General features: G+C 69.6%; 16 protein-coding genes. 8 read left to right on the forward strand and 8 right to left on the reverse strand.

What is annotated here, in order from left to right; genetic code table 11:
- Positions 1-19 precede the first annotated feature (19 nt).
- Both xdhA and xdhB read left to right on the forward strand, forming a co-directional pair.
- Positions 20-1,522, forward strand: coding sequence for a xanthine dehydrogenase small subunit (xdhA, locus tag DD542_RS01120; protein WP_127803170.1), 1,503 nt, complete (start codon positions 20-22; stop codon positions 1,520-1,522).
- A complete protein-coding gene (gene xdhB / locus DD542_RS01125) occupies positions 1,519-3,828 on the forward strand; it encodes a xanthine dehydrogenase molybdopterin binding subunit (RefSeq protein WP_127803172.1) in 2,310 nt (769 codons plus the stop codon). The genes xdhA and xdhB overlap by 4 nt, the downstream gene beginning before the upstream one ends.
- 38 nt (positions 3,829-3,866) lie before the next feature.
- Here xdhB and DD542_RS01130 read toward each other — a convergent pair whose 3' ends face one another.
- Positions 3,867-4,886 (reverse strand): helix-turn-helix transcriptional regulator, encoded by a 1,020-nt coding sequence (locus tag DD542_RS01130; protein ID WP_127803174.1) that lies wholly within the window; start codon positions 4,884-4,886, stop codon positions 3,867-3,869.
- 34 nt (positions 4,887-4,920) lie between these two features.
- Positions 4,921-6,108: a serine hydrolase domain-containing protein gene (locus DD542_RS01135; protein ID WP_127803176.1), complete on the reverse strand. Its 1,188-nt coding sequence runs from the start codon at positions 6,106-6,108 to the stop codon at positions 4,921-4,923.
- A gap of 290 nt (positions 6,109-6,398) precedes the next feature.
- On the opposite strand from DD542_RS01135, the gene DD542_RS01140 reads away from it, so the two are divergent.
- The 6 genes from DD542_RS01140 to DD542_RS01165 are packed head-to-tail and all read left to right on the forward strand — an operon-like array spanning position 6,399 to position 13,342.
- On the forward strand, positions 6,399-7,595 hold the full coding sequence (locus DD542_RS01140) for an ROK family protein (protein WP_206610749.1): 1,197 nt from the start codon (positions 6,399-6,401) through the stop codon (positions 7,593-7,595).
- On the forward strand, positions 7,595-9,103 hold the full coding sequence (locus tag DD542_RS01145; protein ID WP_127803178.1) for a sugar ABC transporter ATP-binding protein: 1,509 nt from the start codon (positions 7,595-7,597) through the stop codon (positions 9,101-9,103). The genes DD542_RS01140 and DD542_RS01145 overlap by 1 nt, the downstream gene beginning before the upstream one ends.
- Complete coding sequence (locus tag DD542_RS01150) at positions 9,084-10,094, forward strand: ABC transporter permease (protein WP_127803180.1); 1,011 nt, start codon at positions 9,084-9,086, stop codon at positions 10,092-10,094. Before DD542_RS01145 ends, DD542_RS01150 begins: the two co-directional genes overlap by 20 nt.
- 52 nt (positions 10,095-10,146) lie before the next feature.
- The gene (locus DD542_RS01155) at positions 10,147-11,109 is read left to right on the forward strand and encodes a substrate-binding domain-containing protein (RefSeq protein ID WP_127803182.1); all 963 of its coding nucleotides are present in this window, start codon (positions 10,147-10,149) and stop codon (positions 11,107-11,109) included.
- Between the two features lie 26 nt (positions 11,110-11,135).
- Entirely contained in the window at positions 11,136-12,194 is a 1,059-nt protein-coding gene (locus DD542_RS01160; RefSeq protein WP_127803184.1) for a sugar phosphate isomerase/epimerase family protein, read from the forward strand.
- Positions 12,191-13,342, forward strand: a complete 1,152-nt coding sequence (locus DD542_RS01165) for a Gfo/Idh/MocA family oxidoreductase (protein WP_127803186.1) — start codon at positions 12,191-12,193, stop codon at positions 13,340-13,342. The genes DD542_RS01160 and DD542_RS01165 overlap by 4 nt, the downstream gene beginning before the upstream one ends.
- A gap of 25 nt (positions 13,343-13,367) precedes the next feature.
- Here DD542_RS01165 and DD542_RS01170 read toward each other — a convergent pair whose 3' ends face one another.
- The 6 genes from DD542_RS01170 to DD542_RS01195 form a co-directional block, all read right to left on the reverse strand.
- Positions 13,368-14,732 (reverse strand): sigma-54 dependent transcriptional regulator, encoded by a 1,365-nt coding sequence (locus DD542_RS01170; protein WP_127803188.1) that lies wholly within the window; start codon positions 14,730-14,732, stop codon positions 13,368-13,370.
- Positions 14,729-16,717, reverse strand: coding sequence for an ATP-binding protein (locus DD542_RS01175; protein WP_127803190.1), 1,989 nt, complete (start codon positions 16,715-16,717; stop codon positions 14,729-14,731). The genes DD542_RS01170 and DD542_RS01175 overlap by 4 nt, the downstream gene beginning before the upstream one ends.
- Positions 16,714-17,448: an amino acid ABC transporter ATP-binding protein gene (locus DD542_RS01180; protein WP_066156343.1), complete on the reverse strand. Its 735-nt coding sequence runs from the start codon at positions 17,446-17,448 to the stop codon at positions 16,714-16,716. The genes DD542_RS01175 and DD542_RS01180 overlap by 4 nt, the downstream gene beginning before the upstream one ends.
- 17 nt (positions 17,449-17,465) lie before the next feature.
- Positions 17,466-18,131, reverse strand: coding sequence for an amino acid ABC transporter permease (locus DD542_RS01185; protein WP_066156342.1), 666 nt, complete (start codon positions 18,129-18,131; stop codon positions 17,466-17,468).
- A 1-nt stretch (position 18,132) separates the two neighbouring features.
- Positions 18,133-18,873 carry an amino acid ABC transporter permease gene (locus tag DD542_RS01190; protein WP_079364666.1) on the reverse strand — a complete coding sequence of 247 codons (741 nt, stop codon included), beginning with the start codon at positions 18,871-18,873 and terminating at the stop codon, positions 18,133-18,135.
- A 134-nt stretch (positions 18,874-19,007) separates the two neighbouring features.
- Positions 19,008-19,907, reverse strand: a complete 900-nt coding sequence (locus DD542_RS01195; protein WP_127803192.1) for an amino acid ABC transporter substrate-binding protein — start codon at positions 19,905-19,907, stop codon at positions 19,008-19,010.
- Positions 19,908-19,915 lie beyond the last annotated feature (8 nt).

Raw genomic sequence — 19,915 nt, forward strand, 5'->3', positions numbered from 1 at the left:
CGGCGCTATGCTGAGCCGCATGAATGCAAAAAAACCCGGGCAAACCCTGAGATTCCTGCGCCGCGGCGAAGCCGTGACGGTCCACGATGTGGCGCCCGACCGCACCCTGCTGGACCTGCTGCGCGAAGACCTGCACCTGTGCGCCACCAAAGAAGGCTGTGGCGAGGGCGACTGCGGCGCCTGCACCGTGGTGCTGGGCGAGGCCGTTGACGGCCGGCTCACCTACAAGGCCATCAACAGCTGCATCCGGCTGGCGCACTCGGTGGATGGCATGGCGGTGTACACGGCCGAAGACATCGCATCGCCATCGGGCGAGCTGCACCCCGCCCAGGAGGCGATGGTGCAGTGCCACGGCAGCCAGTGCGGCTTCTGCACGCCGGGCTTCGTGATGAGCCTGTTCGGCATGTACCAGAACACACGGGGTGGAAAGGGCATTGACCGTGAGCAGGCGCAGGCCGACCTATCGGGCAACCTCTGCCGCTGCACCGGCTACCGGCCCATCCTGGACGCGGCGCAGCAGATGGGCGCCCTGCCCCTGCCCGCCGGCTGCACGGTGGACGAGGCGGCCACGGTGGCCGCTCTGCGTGAACTGAAGAAAAAGAAGCCGGCGGCGGACACGCCCTACCTGCGCCCAGCCACGCTGTCCGGCCTGCTGCAGGCCCGCGCCGCGCACCCGCAGGCCCAGGTAGTGGCCGGCACCACCGACGTGGGGCTGTGGGTCACCAAGATGCACAAGCGCTTCCCGCAGGTGCTGGACGTGACCGCCGCGCGCGAGCTGCAGCGTGTGGAAACCTACCCGCACCACATCGCCATCGGCGCGGCCGTCACCCTGACCGACGCCTTTGCCGCGCTGGTCAAGGAGCGCCCGCACCTGCTGACATTCAGCCAGCGCTTCGCCGGCCTGCCGGTGCGCAACTCGGGCACCCTGGGCGGCAACGTGGCCAATGGCTCGCCCATCGGCGACTCCATGCCGCTGCTGATCGCGCTCGGTGCCAGCGTGGTGCTGATGCGCTGGAAGAAGACGAAAGCCGGCGGCGAGATCGCCCACCGCGAACTGCGCCTGGAAGACCTCTACACCGGCTACCGGACGAACGTGATGCGCCCGGATGAGCTGCTGTGCTGGATCAAGGTACCCCGGCCGACCGGACACGCTCTGGAAAAGGTCTACAAGATCAGCAAGCGCTTCGACGACGACATCTCGGCGGTGTGTCTGGCCATCCAGATGACGGTGAAAGCCGGGGTGGTGCAACAGGTCTCCATCGGCGCCGGCGGCGTGGCAGCCACGCCCGCCCGCGCGCGTAAGACCGAAGCCGCCCTGCTCGGCCAGGCCTGGAACGAGGACACCGTGATGGCCGCCACCGCCGCCCTGCGCGCCGAGTTCCAGCCCATCAGCGACATGCGCGCCAGCGCCGCCTACCGCCAGACGGTGCTGGGCAACCTGCTGCGCCGCTTCTGGCTGGAAAGCCAGGGGCAGCAGGCCATCAACCTCGAAAGCCTCAAGACCCTGGAGGCCCTGTCATGAACGCACCGGATCTCAAGCTCGTGGTGGACAACACGCCCGCCACCACCGCAGCCGGCGTCTCGCGCTTTCACGAAAGCGCCCGCGCCCAGGTGGCCGGCGCCGCCACCTACATCGACGACATCCCCGAGGTGCGCGGCACCCTGCACGCCGCGCCGGTGTGCTCGCCGGTGGCGCACGGGGTGCTCCGAGGCATCGACGCCTCCGCCGCCCTGGCCGTGCCCGGCGTGCATGCCTTCATCGGTCCCGACGACATCCCGGGGGACCAGATGCTCGCCGCCTTCGCCCACGACGAACCCGTCTTCGCTCAGGGCACGGTGCAGTTCCTGGGTCAGGTCGGCGGCCTGATCGTGGCCGACGACGTGATGACCGCGCGCCGCGCGGCCCGGCTGGTGAAGTGGGACATCGAGGCGCTGGAGCCGGTGCTCACGCCGCAGCAGGCGCATGCCAGGCAAAGTTATGTGCTGCCGCCGGTGCACGTGACACGCGGCGATGCGGCGGCCGCGCTGCAAAAGGCGCCGCACACGCTGGCCGGCGCGTTCGAGGTCGGCGGTCAGGAACACTTCTACCTCGAAGGCCAGATCGCCTACGTGCTGCCGCTGGAGCAGCAGCAGTGGTGGGTCTGGAGCAGCACCCAGCACCCGGGCGAGGTGCAGCACTGGGTCTCGCACGCGCTGGGCCTGTCCAACCACGCGGTCACGGTGGAATGCCGGCGCATGGGCGGTGGTTTCGGCGGCAAGGAGACGCAGGCCGGGCATCTGGCGGTGTGGGCCGCCATCGCCGCGAACAAGCTGCGCCGGCCGGTCAAGCTGCGCCTGGACCGCGACGACGACTTCATGGTCACCGGCAAGCGCCACCCGTTCGCCTACAGCTACCGCGTCGGCTTCGACGACCGCGGCCGCCTCTGCGGGCTGGAGCTGGACATGCTGGCCAACTGCGGCTTCAGCGCCGACCTCTCGGGCCCGGTGGCCGACCGCGCCATCTTCCACGCCGACAACGCCTACTTCCTCGAAGACGTCGCCATCCACTCCTACCGCTGCAAGACCAACACCCAGAGCCACACCGCCTACCGCGGCTTCGGCGGCCCGCAGGGCGTGATCGTCATCGAACGCATCATGGGTGACATCGCGCGCCACCTGGGCATCGACGCGCTGGACGTGCGGCTGGCCAACCTCTACGGCATCACCGAGCGCAACGTCACCCACTACCAGATGACGGTGGAAGACAACATCCTCGAACCGCTCATGACGCAGCTGGCGCGCACCAGCGGCTACCGCGAGCGCGCCGAGCAGATCGCGCAGTGGAACGCGAGCAGCCCGGTCATCAAACGCGGCATCTCGCTCACGCCGGTCAAGTTCGGCATCAGCTTCACCGCCACCCTGTTCAACCAGGCCGGCGCGCTGGTGCACGTCTACACCGACGGCAGCGTGCAGGTGAACCACGGCGGCACCGAGATGGGCCAGGGCCTGAACACCAAGGTCGCGGCCATCGTGGCCGACGAGCTGGGCGTGCCCTTCGAGCGCGTGCTCAGCACCGCCAGCGACACCAGCAAGGTGCCCAACGCCAGCGCCACCGCCGCCAGCAGCGGCACCGACCTGAACGGCCGTGCGGCCCAGTTCGCCGCGCGCCAGGTGCGCCAGAACCTTGCGGCCTTCGTGGCCGGGCTGGACGGCGTGGGCGCGGGCGCGGTGCGCTTCGAAAACGGACAGGTCATCACCGAGAAGACCACGCGCAGCTGGGAATCGGTGGTGGGCGCGGCCTATGCCAACCGCATCCAGCTCTGGAGCGACGGCTTCTACCGCACGCCCAAGATCCACTACGACAAGGTCACCATGCTGGGCCGGCCCTTCTACTACTTCGCCTACGGCGCGGCGGTGACCGAGGTCGCCATCGACACGCTGACCGGCGAGAGCCGCGTGCTGGCCGTGGACATCCTGCACGACGTGGGCCGCAGCATCAACCCGGCCATCGACATCGGCCAGATCGAAGGCGGCTTCGTGCAGGGCATGGGCTGGCTGACCACCGAGCAACTGGTGTGGAACGGCAAGGGCTACCTGCAGACCCACGCACCGAGCACCTACAAGATCCCGGCCACGGGCGACATCCCCGCGCACTTCAAGGTGGACCTCTGGCCCGAACCCAACCGCGAGGACAACGTGCACGGCAGCAAGGCCGTGGGCGAGCCGCCGTTCATGCTGGCAATCAGCGTGTTCGAGGCGCTGCGCGACGCCGTGGCCCAGGCCGGCGGGCGGCCGGAGGCCATGAACGCGCCGGCCACGGCCGAAGAGGTGCTGAACAGCCTGGCCTGATCACCGCTGCCGGGTCTGGCGCCCGGCCCGACGCCCGGTCACTGCATGCGGTGCCGCCGCAGCGAGGTGGCCGGCAGTTCGCCGAAGCGCTGGCGGAACAGCCTTGCGAAGTGGCCGAAGTGGGCGAATCCCCAGTCGGCGGCGACCGACCGCACGGTGGCACCGGGCTGGGCCAGCAGCAGCTCGGCCCGCACGCCCTGCAGGCGCTGTTCGCGCAGCGCCTCCATGGGCGTGCAGCCCCGGTATTCGCGGAACGCCTGGCTCAGCGACCGCACGCTGACGCCGGCCACCGCCGCCAGTTCACCCAGCGTGGGCGCATGCCGCGCGTGTTCTCGGATGTGCCGCTCCGCGGCCAGCACATGCCGCGGCGCCAGCCGGTACTCGTTCTGCACGACCGGCCGGTCCAGGTGCGCGCGCCACTGCGTGAGCAGGTGCACACCGACCATCTCCTCCAGATGCCGTCCCAGGGGACCGTCCTGCACCGCCTCGGGCATGTGGGTGACGCACTGGCAGACGTAGTTCAGCAACTCGATCCACGCCGAGCCCGCCCCGCCCAGGCGGAAGCCGCGCCGCCACAGGCGGTCGTCGGCCGGGCCGCCAAACCAGCGCTCGTGCAGGCGGTCCAGGGCGTCGTGTTCGAAGGTCAGGTTCACCTGCAGGTGCCCGGGGTCGAAGTCCACCCAGTAGGGGGTGCGCGAGTTGTCGACCACGAAGGCATCGCCCACCCCCGTGTCGCTGAACGCGCGCGGCGCACTCCAGTGGCGCGCCGCGCCTCGCAGCGTGGTCAGCACCATGCCGGTGCCGGCCTCGGGCGAGAAGTCCTTGATGTTCACCGGGATGCCGTACTTGAAGCGGCTGAGTGTGAAGTGGCCGATCCGGGTCGCATCGAGCACCGAGTCCGGGCGCCGGGCCTTGCCCAGCGGGGTGACGGTGTAGGGCATGTAGATCTGGTCCGACCACTGGCGGATGTCGTCCCACTCGCTGGAGGCCACCAGGCGGTGGCGCGTGCTCGGGCGCCCGTGGGCGTCGTGGACCAGCACATCGCGGATGGCGTCCATGGGGGTGTCTCCTTTGCCGCGGCTTCGCCCCGGATCAGCGGTGATGGTAGACCGCGGTCTCGAACTCCACAAACCCGGGGTAGGAGGCCGTGTCCTGGAACGGCAGGATCTGCGTGCCCCAGTAACCGCCGATGCCGTTGCGGCGGTCAATCCAGTAGTAGCAGTTGGCCAGCCCCGCCCACATCGGTGACCCGGCGGGGCGGCCGCTGGGGGTGGCTTCGCGGTTGAGCATGAAGGTGTGGCCCCAGCCCTTGTCGGTGCCGGGGAAGAACTCGCCCGTGTTGCTGAGCGAGGGAATGGAGCTGGTCCAGCCACCCGCCGACAGGCCCATGGCGGCCAGGCCGTCCTGGCACATGGCGGCCACCGTCTCGGGCCGCAGCACGCGGCCGTGCGGCCCCGCCCCGTCGTTGAGCATCATGCGGATGAACTTCATGTACTCGCCCACCGTCCCGTACAGACCGTGCCCGCCACAGTCCATCACGGCCGGCTGGGGCAGGGCCAGATCGGGCAGCGGCGTGAGCCGGCCGTCCGCCGCACGGTCGTGGATGGTCGCGCGGCGCTGCGCCATCGATTCGTTCATGGTGAAGGCAATGTCCTGCATGCCCAGCGGCTCGAACACGCGCTCGCGCATCACCTCGCCCAGGCGCCGGCCGCGCAAGTTCTCGATCACCAGGCCCGCCCAGTCCATGTTCACGCCGTAGGTCCATGCCGCGCCGGGGTCGTGCAACAGCACGGTGCGGATCGACGACAGCGAGCTCGACACCACGGTGGGAATGCCCCGGGCCGTGCGGAACCGCAGGTCGTCGTGGCTGAAGAACTCGTAGCCAAGGCCCGAGGTGTGCAGCATCAGGTCGTTGAGGGTGATGCGCCGCCGGGGCGCGCGCGTCCGGGGCTGGCCGTCGGCGTCGAAACCGTCCAGCACCTGCAGTTCGTCGATCTCCGGCACGTAGTGACCCGCCGGGTCGTCCAGGCGCACCAGGCCCTCCTCCACCAGCTGCATCAGGCACACGCCGGCCAGCGCCTTGGTGGTGGAAAAGAGGGCGAGCACCGTGTCGGTGGTCATGGCCCCGTCCTTGCCCAGCTCGCGCACGCCCGCCGCGCCTTCGTAGAAGTTGCGCTCGCGGCCGGTGGCCATGGCCACCACCCCCGGGGAGCCGCCGTGGCGGCCCACGTTCTGCTGCAGCACCGCGTCCAGCGCGGTGTTCATCCTGGTCGTCGTCATGTGTCTGTCTCCATCGCGCGGCTGTTCGGAGCACCCGCACCGGGCCGCGGCTCACCGGATGGCAGGTGCGACCCAGTCTAGGAAGCGGGTGGGTGAAAGCCTGTCCGGGTCCGGCAGGGGGCTGTCCGGATCTGGTGAATTGATGCCGGTGATCTGCCTACGACCTGATTGATCCGTTTTAATTGACCCGTTTTGGGTCTAACTTTGATCTTGTCGGGTCTAATTTGACCACCTAGCATCCTTCCCCAAGTGCCACCCGGCGATGGTGGTGCGTCGAAGGAGACAAGCCAGTGATCTGGAAAGAACTGAAAAGCGGCGAACGCACCGTGCTGGACCACGTGTTCTGGTCCAGCGGGATCTCGCGCGACGCGCTCGCGACGGCGTCCTCGTTCTCCAAGACCCGCGCCAACGCCGCGGTGGCCGAGCTGCTCGAACAGGGCCTGCTGGAACACACCGGTGAACAGGTGGGCACCGGCGGACGGCGCGCCGAGACCCTGCGCCTGAGCCGCAGCCTGGGCGTACTGATCGGTGTGGCCGTGGGCGCCACCGGGCTGGAGGTGGGCGTGCTCAGCCCCGACCTGACCGTGATGGCCCACCACAGCGAGCCGGCCGACGTGCGCGACGGCCCGGTGCCCATCCTCTCGCGCATCCGTGCGCTGATGCGCGAGCTGCTCACGCAGTGCGGCCTGCAGGCGCGCCAGGTCATCGCCATCGGCATCGGCTTGCCCGGCCCGGTGGATTTCGACAGCGGCCAGCTCGTGAACCCGCCGCTGATGCCGCAGTGGGACACCTATTCCATCCGGGACGACCTGGCCAGCGACTTCACCGCCCCCGTGTTCGTCGACAACGACGTCAACGTGATGGCGCTCGGAGAGCTCTGGCGCATGCAGCGCGGGCTGCAGAACTTCCTGGTGGTGAAGGTGGGCACCGGCATCGGCTGCGGCGTGGTCTGCCACGGCCAGGTCTACCGCGGCGCCAACGGTTCGGCCGGCGACGTGGGGCACATCTGCGTGGTGCCCGATGGACCGCGCTGCCACTGCGGCAACTTGGGCTGCGTCGAGGCGATGGCCGCCGGCCCGGCCATCGCGCGCATGGCGACCGAAGCCGCCGAGGCCGGCCAGAGCCCGCTGCTGGCGCGCCTGATCGCCGAGCGCGGCGGCCTGCGCCTGCAGGACGTGGCCGAAGCCAGCCGCGGCGGCGACCTGGCCGCCAACCAGGTGATCCAGCGTTCGGGCGCCTATGTGGGGCAGATGCTCGCCTCGGTGGTGAACTTCTTCAACCCGTCGCACGTGTTCATCGGCGGCGGCATCACGCGCGTGGGGCCGCTGTTCCTGGCCGCCGTGCGCCAGAGCGTCTACCACCGCTCGCTGGCGCTCTCCACGCGCCACCTCGAGATCCAGTACACGCCGCTGGGCGAACGCGCCGGCCTGATCGGCGCGGGCGTGCTCGCCATGCAGGAAAGCTTGCGCCGGATGGAGGTGGCCTGATGGCCGCGCCCGACACCGCCGGTGTGCGCGTCGAGCTGCGCGGCATCGTCAAGCGCTTCGGACCGGTGCAGGTGCTGCACGGCGTGGACCTGGCGTTCGAGCCCGGCCGCATCGTCGGCCTGCTGGGCGAGAACGGCGCGGGCAAGTCCACGCTCATGAAGATCCTCGCGGGCTACGAGGCGCCCAGCGAAGGCAGGATCGTGGTCAACGGCCGCGCCGTGGTGTTCGACGGCCCGCGCGCGGCCGAGGCCGAAGGCATCGTGCTGATCCACCAGGAGTTCAACCTCGCCGAAGACCTCACGGTGGCGCAGAACATGTTCCTCGGCCACGAGATGCGCCGCGGCTGGTTCGTCGACGACGCGGCGATGCGGGGCATCGCGCGCGGCCTGCTCGACGACGTGGGCCTGGGCCAGGTGGACCCGGACACGCGCGTGCGCGACCTCATCGTGGCCGAGCGGCAGCTGGTCGAAATCGCCAAGGCGCTCTCGCGCAAGGCGCGCGTGCTCATCATGGACGAGCCCACCGCTACGCTGACGCCCGGCGAGACCGGGCGGCTGTTCGACCTGGTGGCGCGGCTCCAGGCCGACGGCGTGACCATCGTCTTCATCTCACACAAGCTCGACGAGGTCGAACGCATCACCGAAGAGGTCGTGGTGATGCGCGACGGCCGCCTGGTGGCCCGCCAGCCCACGGCCTCGCTCACGCGGGCACAGATGGCCAGCCTGATGGTGGGCCGCGAGCTGGAGGACCTCTACCCGCCGCGCCGGGCCGTGCCGGCCGACGCGCCGGTGCTGCTGTCGGTGCAGGATCTGAGCGTGCCCGGCTGGGCGCAGGACGTGAGCTTCGAGGTGCGGGCGGGCGAGGTGTTCGGCTTCGCCGGTCTGGTGGGCGCGGGCCGCACCGAGCTGTTCGAGGGCCTGCTGGGCCTGCGCGAGCGCCACGCGCGCGCGGCGTCCGTGGCTGGCAGTACGGTGCTGCCGCGCTCGCCGCGCGCCGCGGCCGAGGCCGGCCTGACCTACCTCAGCGAGGACCGCAAGGGGCGCGGGCTGCATGTGCACTTCGGGCTGCGCCAGAACCTCACGCTGATGGCGCTCGAACGCCACGCGAAACCCTGGCTGGACCCGGCCAGCGAGCGACAGGCGCTGGAACAGGCGGTGCGCGAGTTCGGCATCCGCTGCGGCTCGCCCGACGTGACCGCCGGCTCGCTCTCGGGCGGCAACCAGCAGAAGCTCGCGCTGGCCAAGGTGCTGCACCCCGGGCCGCGCGTGGTGGTGCTCGACGAGCCCACGCGCGGCGTGGACATCGGCGCCAAGCGCGAGATCTATGCGCTCATCCGCCGCCTCGCCGACGAGGGCCGGGCCGTGGTGGTGATCTCGTCCGAACTCATGGAACTCATCGGCCTGTGCCACCGCGTCGCGGTGATGCGCGCGGGCCGCCTGCAGGCCACGCTGACGGCCGCACAACTGAACGAACAGGAGCTGATCGCCCATGCCACCGGAACGCACTGACCTCCCCCGGACGAGCACCCCGCCCAGCGGGTCCGGCCGCGCGCTGCGCCTGCCCGCGTTCGGCCCGCTGCTGGGCCTGGCGCTGCTGTGCATCGCGGGCACCCTGCTCAACGGCGAGTTCGCCACGCTGGACAACGCCATGAACGTGCTCACCCGCACCGCCTTCATCGGCATCATCGCGGTGGGCATGTGCTTCGTGATCATCTCGGGCGGCATCGACCTCTCGGTGGGCTCCATGGCCGCGCTGATCGCTGGCGTGACCATCCTGCTCATGAACAAGATCGCGCCGCTGGGCTGGTCGCCGGTGGCGGTGGTGATGGTGGGCATGGCCACCGCGGTGCTGCTCGGCGCGCTGTTCGGCCTGGCGCACGGCCTGCTCATCACGCGCGGTCGCATCGAGCCCTTCATCGTCACGCTGGGCACGCTGGGCATCTTCCGCGCCTACCTCACCTACTTCGCCGAAGGCGGCGCGCTGGCGCTGGACGACACACTCGCCGACACCTACGGCCCGGTCTACTACGGCAGCCTGCTGGGCGTGCCGATCCCGGTGTGGGTGTTCGCACTGGTGGCCATCGGCGCCGCGCTGCTGCTCAACCGCACGGCCTACGGCCGCTACGTGCAGGCCATCGGTTCCAACGAACAGGTGGCGCGCTACGCCGCGGTGGACGTGGACCGCACCAAGGTGCTGACCTACACCCTGCTGGGCGTGTGCGTGGGCATCGCCACCCTGCTCTACGTGCCGCGCCTGGGTTCGGCCTCGCCCACCACCGGCCTGCTGTGGGAGCTCGAAGCCATCGCCGCCGTCATCGTGGGCGGCACCGCGCTGCGCGGCGGCGCCGGCAGCATCGGCGGCACCGTGGTCGGCGCCATCCTGCTCTCGGTCATCAGCAACATCCTCAACCTCACCAGCATCATCAGCGTGTACCTCAACGCGGCGGTGCAGGGCTTCGTGATCATCGCCGTCGCATTCATGCAGCGGCGGCGTCCGTGAAGGCACGCCAAGCCTTCGCTTTTCTGTCAGCACCACCCTCAAGGAGACAAGCATGAAGAACCGCATCCGCCTGCACGCACTGGCCGCCGTGGCCGCCGTCGGCCTGGCCAGCCCGCTGCTGGCACAGGCCCAGAACAAGGTGAACCTGGGCGTGGCCATCCCGGCCGCCACCCACAGCTTCGCCGCCGGCCTGGTGTACTGGGCCAACGAGGCCAAGAAGGAGCTGGAAAAGGACCCGAACATCAAGGTCACGATCAAGACCGCCAGCGGCGCGCCCGAGCAGGCCAACCAGCTGCAGGACCTGGTCACCGCGACCAAGATCGATTCCCTGGTGGTCCTGCCCTTCGAATCGGCCGCGCTCACGCGCCCGGTGCAGCAGGTGAAGTCCAAGGGGGTGTACGTCACCGTGGTCGACCGCGGCCTGACCGACACCAGCGCACAGGACGCCTATGTGTCCGGCGACAACACCGCCTTCGGCAAGGTGCCGGCCGAGTACCTGGCCAAGGCCCTCAACGGCAAGGGCAACATCGTCGCGCTGCGCGGCATCCCGACCACCATCGACAACGAGCGCATGGACGCCTTCAACGCGGTGATGAAGAACCACCCGGGCATCAAGGTGCTGGACGCCAAGCACGGCAACTGGAACCGCGACGACGCCTTCAAGGTGATGCAGGACTTCCTGACCCGCTTCAAGGAGATCGACGCGGTGTGGGCGGCCGACGACGACATGGCCTTCGGCGTGCTGCGCGCCATCGAGCAGGCCAAGCGCAAGGACATCAAGATCGTGTTCGGCGGCGCCGGCGCCAAAGCCATGGTCAAGACGCTCATGGACGGCAGCAACCCGCTGATCCAGGCCAACGTGTCGTACTCGCCCAAGTTCCTCTACGACGCCATCAAGATGACCGCGCTGGCGCGCCAGAAGGGCGAGAAGCTGCCGGCCACGACCATCGTTCCTTCGGTGTTGATCACCAAGCAGAACGCCAAGGACTTCTACTTCCCCGACAGCCCGTTCTGAGGCCGCGCTCGCCAGGAGGACCCCACATGAAAACCATCCAGGGACCCGGGATCTTCCTGGCCCAGTTCATCGGCCCGGCCGCGCCCTTCAACACGCTGGAGGGCCTGGCCGGCTGGGCCGCCTCGCTGGGCTACCAAGGGCTGCAGATCCCGACCAGCGACCCGGCCATCTTCGATCTGGAGCGCGCCGCGGAAAGCAACGCGTACTGCGACGAGGTGACGGGCCTGCTCGCCGCGCACGGCCTGCAGGTGACCGAGCTCTCGACCCACCTGCAAGGCCAGCTGCTCTGCGTGCACCCGGCCTACGACCTGCAGTTCGACGCCTTCGCCGCGCCGCAGGTGCGCGGCAACCCGTCCGCCCGCACGGCGTGGGCGCACGAGCAGCTGCTGCTTGCCGCCAAGGCCTCGAAGCGGCTCGGCCTGAAGGCCCATGCCTCGTTCTCGGGCGCGCTGGCCTGGCCCTACCTCTACCCCTGGCCGCAGCGCCCGCCCGGCCTGGTGGAGGCCGCGTTCGAAGAACTCGCGAAGCGCTGGCGCCCGGTGCTCGACGCCTTCGACGACGCGGGCGTGGACGTCTGCTACGAACTGCACCCCGGCGAGGACCTGCACGACGGCGTGACTTTCGAGCGCTTCCTCGACGCCGTGGGCCAGCACCCGCGCGCCAACATCCTCTACGACCCCAGCCACTTCGTGCTGCAGCAGCTCGACTACCTGGCCTTCATCGACCACTACCACGAGCGCATCCGCGCCTTCCACGTCAAGGACGCCGAGTTCCGGCCGAGCGGCCGGCAGGGCGTATACGGCGGCTTCAGCGACTGGGTGGACCGCGCCGGCCGCTTCCGCTCGCTGGGCGACGGGCAGATCGACTTCAAGGCCATCTTCTCGAAGATGGCGCAGCACGACTACGCGGGCTGGGCGGTGCTGGAATGGGAGTGCTGCCTCAAGCACCCGGAAGACGGCGCGCGCGAAGGCGCCGCCTTCATCCGCGACCACATCATCCGCGTGGCCGACCGGGCCTTCGACGACTTCGCCGCGAGCGCGGGAGACCCCGGCACGCTCGCGACCCTGCTGGGCCTGCAACCATGAACGACCACGACACCGGCGACCGGTCCCGGCGCCGCATCCGCCTGGGCATGGTGGGGGGCGGCGAAGGCAGCTTCATCGGCGCCGCACACCGCATCGCCGCGCGGCTGGACGACCAGTTCGAGCTCGTGGCCGGCGCCCTGTCGTCCACGGCGGAGCGCGCGCACGCCAGCGCGGCGGCGCTGCACATCCCGCGCGAACGCAGCTACGCCAACTACGCCGAGATGGCGCGCGCCGAGGCGCAGCGCCCCGACGGGATCGACGCCGTGGCCATCGTCACGCCCAACCACCTGCACGTGCCGGTGGCGCTGGCCTTCGCCGAACAGGGCATCCACATCATCTGCGACAAGCCGCTGGCCACATCCCTGGCGGAAGCCCGGACGCTGGCCGAGGCGGTGCGCGAGCGCGGCCTGCTGTTCCTGCTGACGCACACCTACGCCGGCTACCCCATGGTGCGGCAGGCGCGCGACCTGGTGGCCGCGGGCGAGCTCGGCGAGCTGCGCATCGTGCAGGTCGAATACGCCCAGGACTGGCTGGGCGAGCCGGCCGAGCAGCAGGGCAACAAGCAGGCCGAGTGGCGCGCCGACCCGCTGCGGGCCGGCCCCGCCGGTGCGCTGGGCGACATCGGCACCCACGCCTACCACCTGGCGCGCCATGTCAGCGGGCTGCGCGTGCAGGAGCTGTCGGCCGAACTCACCCGCTTCGTTCCGGGCCGCGTGCTCGACGACCACGTGCAAGCCATGCTGCGCTTCGACGGCGGCGCGCGGGGCATGCTGTGGGCCAGCCAGGTGGCCAGCGGCGCCAGCAACGCGCTGCGCCTGCGGGTGTACGGCACCCGCGCCTCGCTGCACTTCGATCAGGAACAGCCCGAGCAGCTCTGGCTGGCGCCCCGGGGTGAACCCGCCCGGCTGCTGCGCCGGGGCCTGCCACCACAGACGCAGACCCAGCCGGGAGACCAGCGCGTGCCCGCCGGGCACCCGGAAGGCTATCTCGAGGCCTTCGCCCAGCTGTACCGCAACTTCGCCCGGGCCTGGCGCGGCGACAGCAGTGCAGATTTTCCGGGGCTGGCGGACGGGCTGGAGGGCATGGCCTTCATCGAGGCGGTGCTCCGCAGCCACCGGCAGGACGCGGGCTGGGTCCGGATGGAGTGACCGAGCGCCCAACGCCCGCGCCGGTTCAGCCCGCGCCGGGGCCGCCCTTGCCCAGTCCGTGCTTGCGGATCTTGTCCACCAGCGTGGTCTTGGGCAGCCGCAGGGCCTTGGCGGTCTGGCCCACGTTGCCGCTGTGGCGCTCCAGCGCGTCGGCGATCAGGCTGCGCTCAAACTGGTCGACCGTCTCGGCCAGACCGGGCTCCCCGTCCGTCCCCGGCTCGCCCGACGGCGCCGCGTGCGGCGACACCCACTGGGGCCCCACGCCCAGCACCAGCGCGTCGGCCACGTTGCGCAGTTCGCGCACATTGCCCGGCCAGTCGCGCGCCATCAGCTGGCGCAGCTGCGCCGCGGGCAGGCGCGGTTCGGGCCGGCCGTAGCGGCTGGCCGCCAGCAGCATGAAGTGCTCCAGCAGCATGGGGATGTCCTCGCGCCGCTCGCGCAGCGCCGGCAGCTCGATGTTGACCACGTTCAGCCGGTAGACCAGGTCGGCGCGGAAGCTGCCCTGCTGCGCGCGCGCCAGGAGGTCGTCCTTGGTGGCGGCGACCACGCGCACGTCCACCGGGATGCTCTGGTTCGAACCCAGGCGCTCGATGCAGCGCTCCTGCAGCACGCGCAGCAGCTTGACCTGCACGCCCAGCGGCATGCTCTCCAGCTCGTCCAGGAACAGGGTGCCGCCGTTGGCGTGTTCGATGCGGCCGATGCGGCGTTTCTGCGCGCCGGTGAAGGCGCCCGGCTCGTGGCCGAACAGTTCGCTGTCGAGCAGGCTGTCGGGCAGGCCGCCGCAGTTGAGCGCGACATACGGTGCATCGCGGCGGCGCGAGTGGTCGTGCAGGGCGCGCGCCACCACCTCCTTGCCGGTGCCGGTCTCGCCGCGGATCAGCACGTCCACCGGCGAATCGGCGATCTCGGTGATCAGCTGGCGCACGCGGGCGATGGCGGGCGCGTGGCCGACCAGCTTGCCTTCCAGGCCCTCGCTGAGCGTGAGCGCGCGGCGCAGGTTCGCCACCTCCAGCGTCAGGCGGCGCTTGTCCAGCGCGCGCTGCACCACCTCGACCAGCTGCTCGGGCGAAAACGGTTTGGGAATGAAGTCGTAGGCGCCGCTGCGCATGGCCTGCACCGCCAGGTTCACGTCGCCGTGGCCGGTGATCATGATGACGGGCAGGTCGGGGTCGAGGTCGTGCGCCTCGGCGATCAGCGAGAGGCCGTCGGCGCCGGGCAGGCGCATGTCGGTCACGACCACGCCGGCCATGCCGGGGCTCAGGTGCGACAGCACGGCCTCGACCGAGTCGAAGGCGCGCACGGCGATGTCGGCCAGCTGCAGGGCCTGCACGCAGCCCAGCTGCAGGTCCGTGTCGTCCTCGACCAGGAACACGGTGAGGTTGCGGTTCATCGGGATGGGGTGTCTTTCGCGGTGTCGGGGGCGGGACCCACGGGGACCGTGAGCACGAAGCAGGCGCCGCCATCGGCATGGTTGTGGGCCTGCAGGTCGCCCCCGAATTCTGCGGCAAGGTCGCGGCAGATCGCCAGGCCCAGGCCCAGGCCCGCGCCGCTGGGTTTGGTGGTGTAGAAGGGTTCGAACAGGCGCCGCTGGTCGGTCTCGCTCAGGCCCTTGCCACTGTCGCGCACCGTCAGCGCCACCATCGGCACACCGGCCACCTCGCAGCGCTCGGCGCTCAGCGTGAGCACGCGCGGGTCGGCGTCGCGCATGGCGTCCAGCGCGTTGCCGACCAGGTTCACCAGCACCTGCTCCAGCCGGTTGGCGTCGCACCAGGCGGTCCACTGGCCCGGTGCGCAGCGGTTGTCCACCCGCACCTGGTCGTGGCGCACGCGCAGCTGGTAGAGGAACAGCGCCTGCTCGACCACCCGGCCCACGTCGGTGGCCCCGGGCGAGGCGCTGGACTTGCGCGAGAAGCTCTTGAGCGGGTCGATGATGCGCGCCATCTGCTCGACCAGGCGCGCCACGATGGACAGGTTGTCCTGCGCGGCGGCGTGGTTGCCGCGGCGCATGAACTCGGCCGCGTTGCCCGCCAGCGTGCGGATGCCGCCCAGCGGCTGGGTCAGTTCGTGCGTGATGCTGGCGGCCAGCTGGCCCAGCACGGCCATCTTGCCGGCGTGCACCAGCTCGTCCTGCGCCGACCGCAGGGTCTGTTCGGTCTGCTGGCGCTCGGCCACCTCGCGGCGCAGCTGCTCGTTGGTGTCGGTGAGCTCCTGGGTGCGCAGACCGACCTGGCGCTCCAGGTCGGCGTTGACCTGCTCCAGCAGCCGCTTGGCCGCAAGCTTCTGGCGTTCGATGCGGCGGCGCTGGCTCCAGTACAGCACCAGCAGGATCAGGAAGGCCGCGGTCATCGCGCCGCCCACGCCGTCGGCCAGGGCCTGGTCGCGCACCTCCGAGAGGCTGGTGAAGATCAGCACGCGCCAGTCCATGCCGTCGAGCGAGCGGCCCAGCACCAGGTGCCCGGCCCGGTTGCTGCCGGCCCCCAGCGCTTCGCGGTGGCGCGCCTCGTCGCCCGAGACGAAGCCCTGCACCTCCTGCGTGTCCTCGTCGACGGAGAGCCGCACGTCGATGGGGAACTGCGGCAGCCGCAGCGAGCCGTAGGTCTGCGTCAGCTGCAGGTCGACCCGCCGCTCGGCCGGCAGCGGCGCCATCGAGGTGTAGCGCCAGGCCGGCTGCGACGACAGGATCACCACCTGGTTGGCGTCGGCCACCAGGGCGGGCGCCGCCAGCATGGGCCAGGTCTGCTCCAGCGCGTCCAGGCCGATCTTGATGGCGGCCACGCCCAGCACGCGCGGGCCGTCGTAGATCGGGTGCGAGGCGAAGTAGCCCGCCTGGCCTCCGCTGCCGATGGCGAAGTGGCGCGTCGAACGGCCGGCCAGCGCCTCCAGGTAGTAGGGCCGGTAGGACACGTCCTCGCCCAGCAGGCTGTCGTCGCGCTCGGCCACGTTGCTCGATGCCAGCACGACGCCGCGCACATCGAGCACGTAGACCGCCACACTGCCCAGGTGGGCATTCAGCCGGGCCAGGTAGTCGTTGGCGGCGCGCTCGCGGGCCGGATCGGGGGCGCGCAGCACCGCCAGCACCGCCGGGTTGAGCTGGATGGTGGCCGGCACCGGCTCCAGGCGCCGCACCCGCGCCTCGACAACCGTGGCGAACAGGTCCAGCCGGCTGTTGGTGGCCGCCTTGAGGCTGTGCTCACCCTGGGCGTAACTGTGCTGGTAGACGCCGGCGCCGGTGAGCGACACCAGGGCCACGCCGACCAGCAAGAGCAGCAGCCGCCGCGCCAGCCAGCCCACCCGCTCGGAGGCCGGACGCACAGCCGCGCCTGCGTCAGCGGGCGCGTTCGCGGGCGGGGATGGCGCGGCCTGGGCGGGGTTCAATGCTGGAGGATCTTGGAGAGGAAGTCCTTGGCGCGGGGCGAACGGGCATCGGGGTTGCCGAAGAACTCGTCGCGGCGGCAGTCTTCGACGATTTTGCCCGCGTCCATGAAGATCACGCGGTGGCTGACCTTCTTGGCAAAGCCCATCTCGTGCGTCACGCACATCATGGTCATGCCCTCGTTGGCCAGCTGCACCATCACGTCCAGCACCTCACCCACCATCTCGGGGTCGAGCGCCGAGGTCGGCTCGTCGAACAGCATGACGATGGGGTCCATCGACAGCGCGCGCGCGATCGCCACGCGCTGCTGCTGGCCGCCCGAGAGCTGGCCCGGGAACTTGTCCTTGTGCGCCATCAGGCCCACGCGGTCGAGCATCTTCAGCCCGCGCGTCTTGGCCTCGTCGGCGTTGCGGCCCAGCACCTTGATCTGCGCGATCGTCAGGTTTTCGGTCACCGACAGGTGCGGGAACAGCTCGAAGTGCTGGAACACCATGCCCACGCGGCTGCGCAGCTTGGGCAGGTTGGTCCTGGGGTCGGCCAGGCTGATGCCGTCGACCACGATGTCGCCCTTCTGGAAGGGCTCCAGCGCGTTGACGGTCTTGATCAGCGTGGACTTGCCCGAGCCCGAGGGACCGCAGACCACCACCACCTCCCCCTTCTGGATGGAGGTGGTGCAGTCGGTCAGCACCTGGAAGCTGCCGTACCACTTGGAAACGTTCTTGATGTCGATCATGGTTCTTCTCCAGCCGCTCAGCGAATGATGGCGATCTTCTTCTGCAGGCGACGCACCAGCATCGACAGCGAGAAACAAATGACGAAATAGACGACGGCGGCGACCAGATAGGTCTCGACCGGGCGGTTGAAGTTCTTGCCCGCCACCTCGAAGCCCTTGAGCAGGTCGTAGGCGCCGATGGCGTAGACCAGCGAGGTGTCCTGGAACAGGATGATGGTCTGCGTCATCAGCACCGGCAGCATGTTGCGGAAGGCCTGCGGCAGCACGATCAGCTGCATGGTCTGCCCATAGGTCATGCCCACGGCGTAGCCGGCGTTGACCTGGCCCTTGGGCACGCTCTGGATGCCCGCGCGCATGATCTCCGAGTAGTAGGCCGCCTCGAACACCGTGAAGGTGATGATGGCCGAGAGCTCGGCGCCCATGGGCTGGCCGATCATCAGCGGGATCAGCAGGAAGAACCACAGGATCACCATCACCAGCGGGATGGAGCGCAGGGTGTTGACGTAGAACGCGGCCGGCATCACCAGCCACTTCTTGCCCGACAGGCGCATCAGCGCGAGCACCGTGCCCAGCGCGATGCCGCCGATCATGGCCACCAGGGTCAGCTGCACCGAGAAGATCAGGCCCTTGAGCACGAAGCCCGTGAGCACGTCCCAGTTCAGGAAGGAGAAGTCGAGGTTCATGTCAGTGGCCTCCGATCATGCCGGGCACCTGCACCCGGTGTTCGATGAACAGGGCGATGCGGTTGATGACGAAGGCGGAGATGAAGTACAGGCCGGTGACGGCGAGGTAGACCTCGATGCCGCGCGAGGTTTCTTCCTGCGCCTGCATGGCGAACATGGTCAGCTCGGCAATCGACACCGCGAAGGCCACCGACGAGTTCTTGATGATGTTCATGCTCTCGCTGGTCAGCGGCGGAATGACGATGCGGAACGCCATCGGCAGCAGCACGTAGCGGTAGGTCTGGGTCAGTGTCAGGCCCATGGCCAGGCCGGCGTAGCGCTGGCCCTTGGGCAGGCTCTGGATGCCGGCGCGCACCTGCTCGGCGATGCGCGCCGAGGTGAAGAAGCCCAGCGCGAACACCACCAGGATGAAGCTGGGAAAGTTCTTGAGCGCGGGCACCAGCGCCGGCAGCACGTGGTACCAGAGGAAGACCTGCACCAGCAGCGGGATGTTGCGGAACAGCTCGGTCCAGGCGTTGCCGATGGCCACCAGCGCCTTGCTGGGCGTGGTGCGGAAGATGCCCATGACCGAACCGACCACCAGCGCGACCACCAGCGCCAACAGAGCGACGGAGAGCGTCCAGCCCCAGGCCGACAGCAGCCAGTCCAGGTAGGTGATGTCGCCACCCTCGCCGAAGCAGCGCGGACGGACCTCACCGTCGATGGTGTCCTTGCAGAACACCTGCCAATCCCATGTAGCCATGGTGAATCCCCAGGTTCAACAGAAGAAAAAACAAACCCGACGCCGGAGAGTGACCGACCCGGCGCCGGGCCGCCCCAAGCCGGGTCAGCCCCCTCGGGGGGCAGCGACCCGCGCAGCGGCGGAGCGTGGGGGCCTTACTTCTTGACAGCGTAGTCTTCCATCGGCTTGTCATTGGGGGTGGCCCAGGCCGCCTTGGTGGCTTCCGACAGCGGCAGGCCGATCTTGGCGTTGGCCGGCGGGATCGGCTGCATGAACCACTTGTCGTACAGCTTGGCCAGCGAGCCGTCCTTGATCTGGTTCTTGATGGAGTCGTCCACGGCCTTCTTGAAGGCGGCGTCGTCCTTGCGCAGCATGCAGGCGATGGGCTCGACCGACAGCACCTCGCCGACGATCTTGTAGTCGGCCGGGTTCTTGGACTTGGCGATGTTGGCGGCCAGAATGGAGCCGTCCATCACGAAGGCGTCGGCGCGGCCGGATTCGAGCAGCAGGAAGCTGTCGGCGTGGTCCTTGCCGAACACCTCTTCGAAGTTCACGTTGGTCGCACGCTCGTGCTTGCGCAGGGTCTGGACCGAGGTGGTGCCGGTGGTGGTGGCGACCTTCTTGCCGCTGAGCTGGGCGATGGAGTTGATGCCCGAGTTGGCCTTGACGGCGATGCGCACTTCTTCCACGTAGGTGGTCACGGCGAAGGACACGTCCTTCTGGCGGGCCGCGTTGTTGGTGGTCGAGCCGCACTCCAGGTCGACGGTGCCGTTCTGCACCAGGGGGATGCGGTTCTGCGAGGTCACCGGCTGGTACTTCACTTCCAGCTTGGCCAGGCCCAGCTGCTTCTGCAGGTCGGCGATCACGCGCTCGGCCATCTCGGTGTGGAAGCCCACGAACTTGCCGTTGCCGATGGTGTAGGACAGGCCGGAGGACTCGCGCACCCCCAGGGTGATGCTGCCGCTGTCCTTGATCTTCTTGAGCGTGTCGGTGGTCTGGGCCATTGCGGTCGAGGCGGCGAGCACGGCGGCCACGGCCAACAGGGTCTTCTTCATGGTTACTC

The organism is Hydrogenophaga sp. NH-16, assembly GCF_004006415.1.
GTDB classification, from domain to species: Bacteria; Pseudomonadota; Gammaproteobacteria; order Burkholderiales; family Burkholderiaceae_C; genus Hydrogenophaga; species Hydrogenophaga pseudoflava.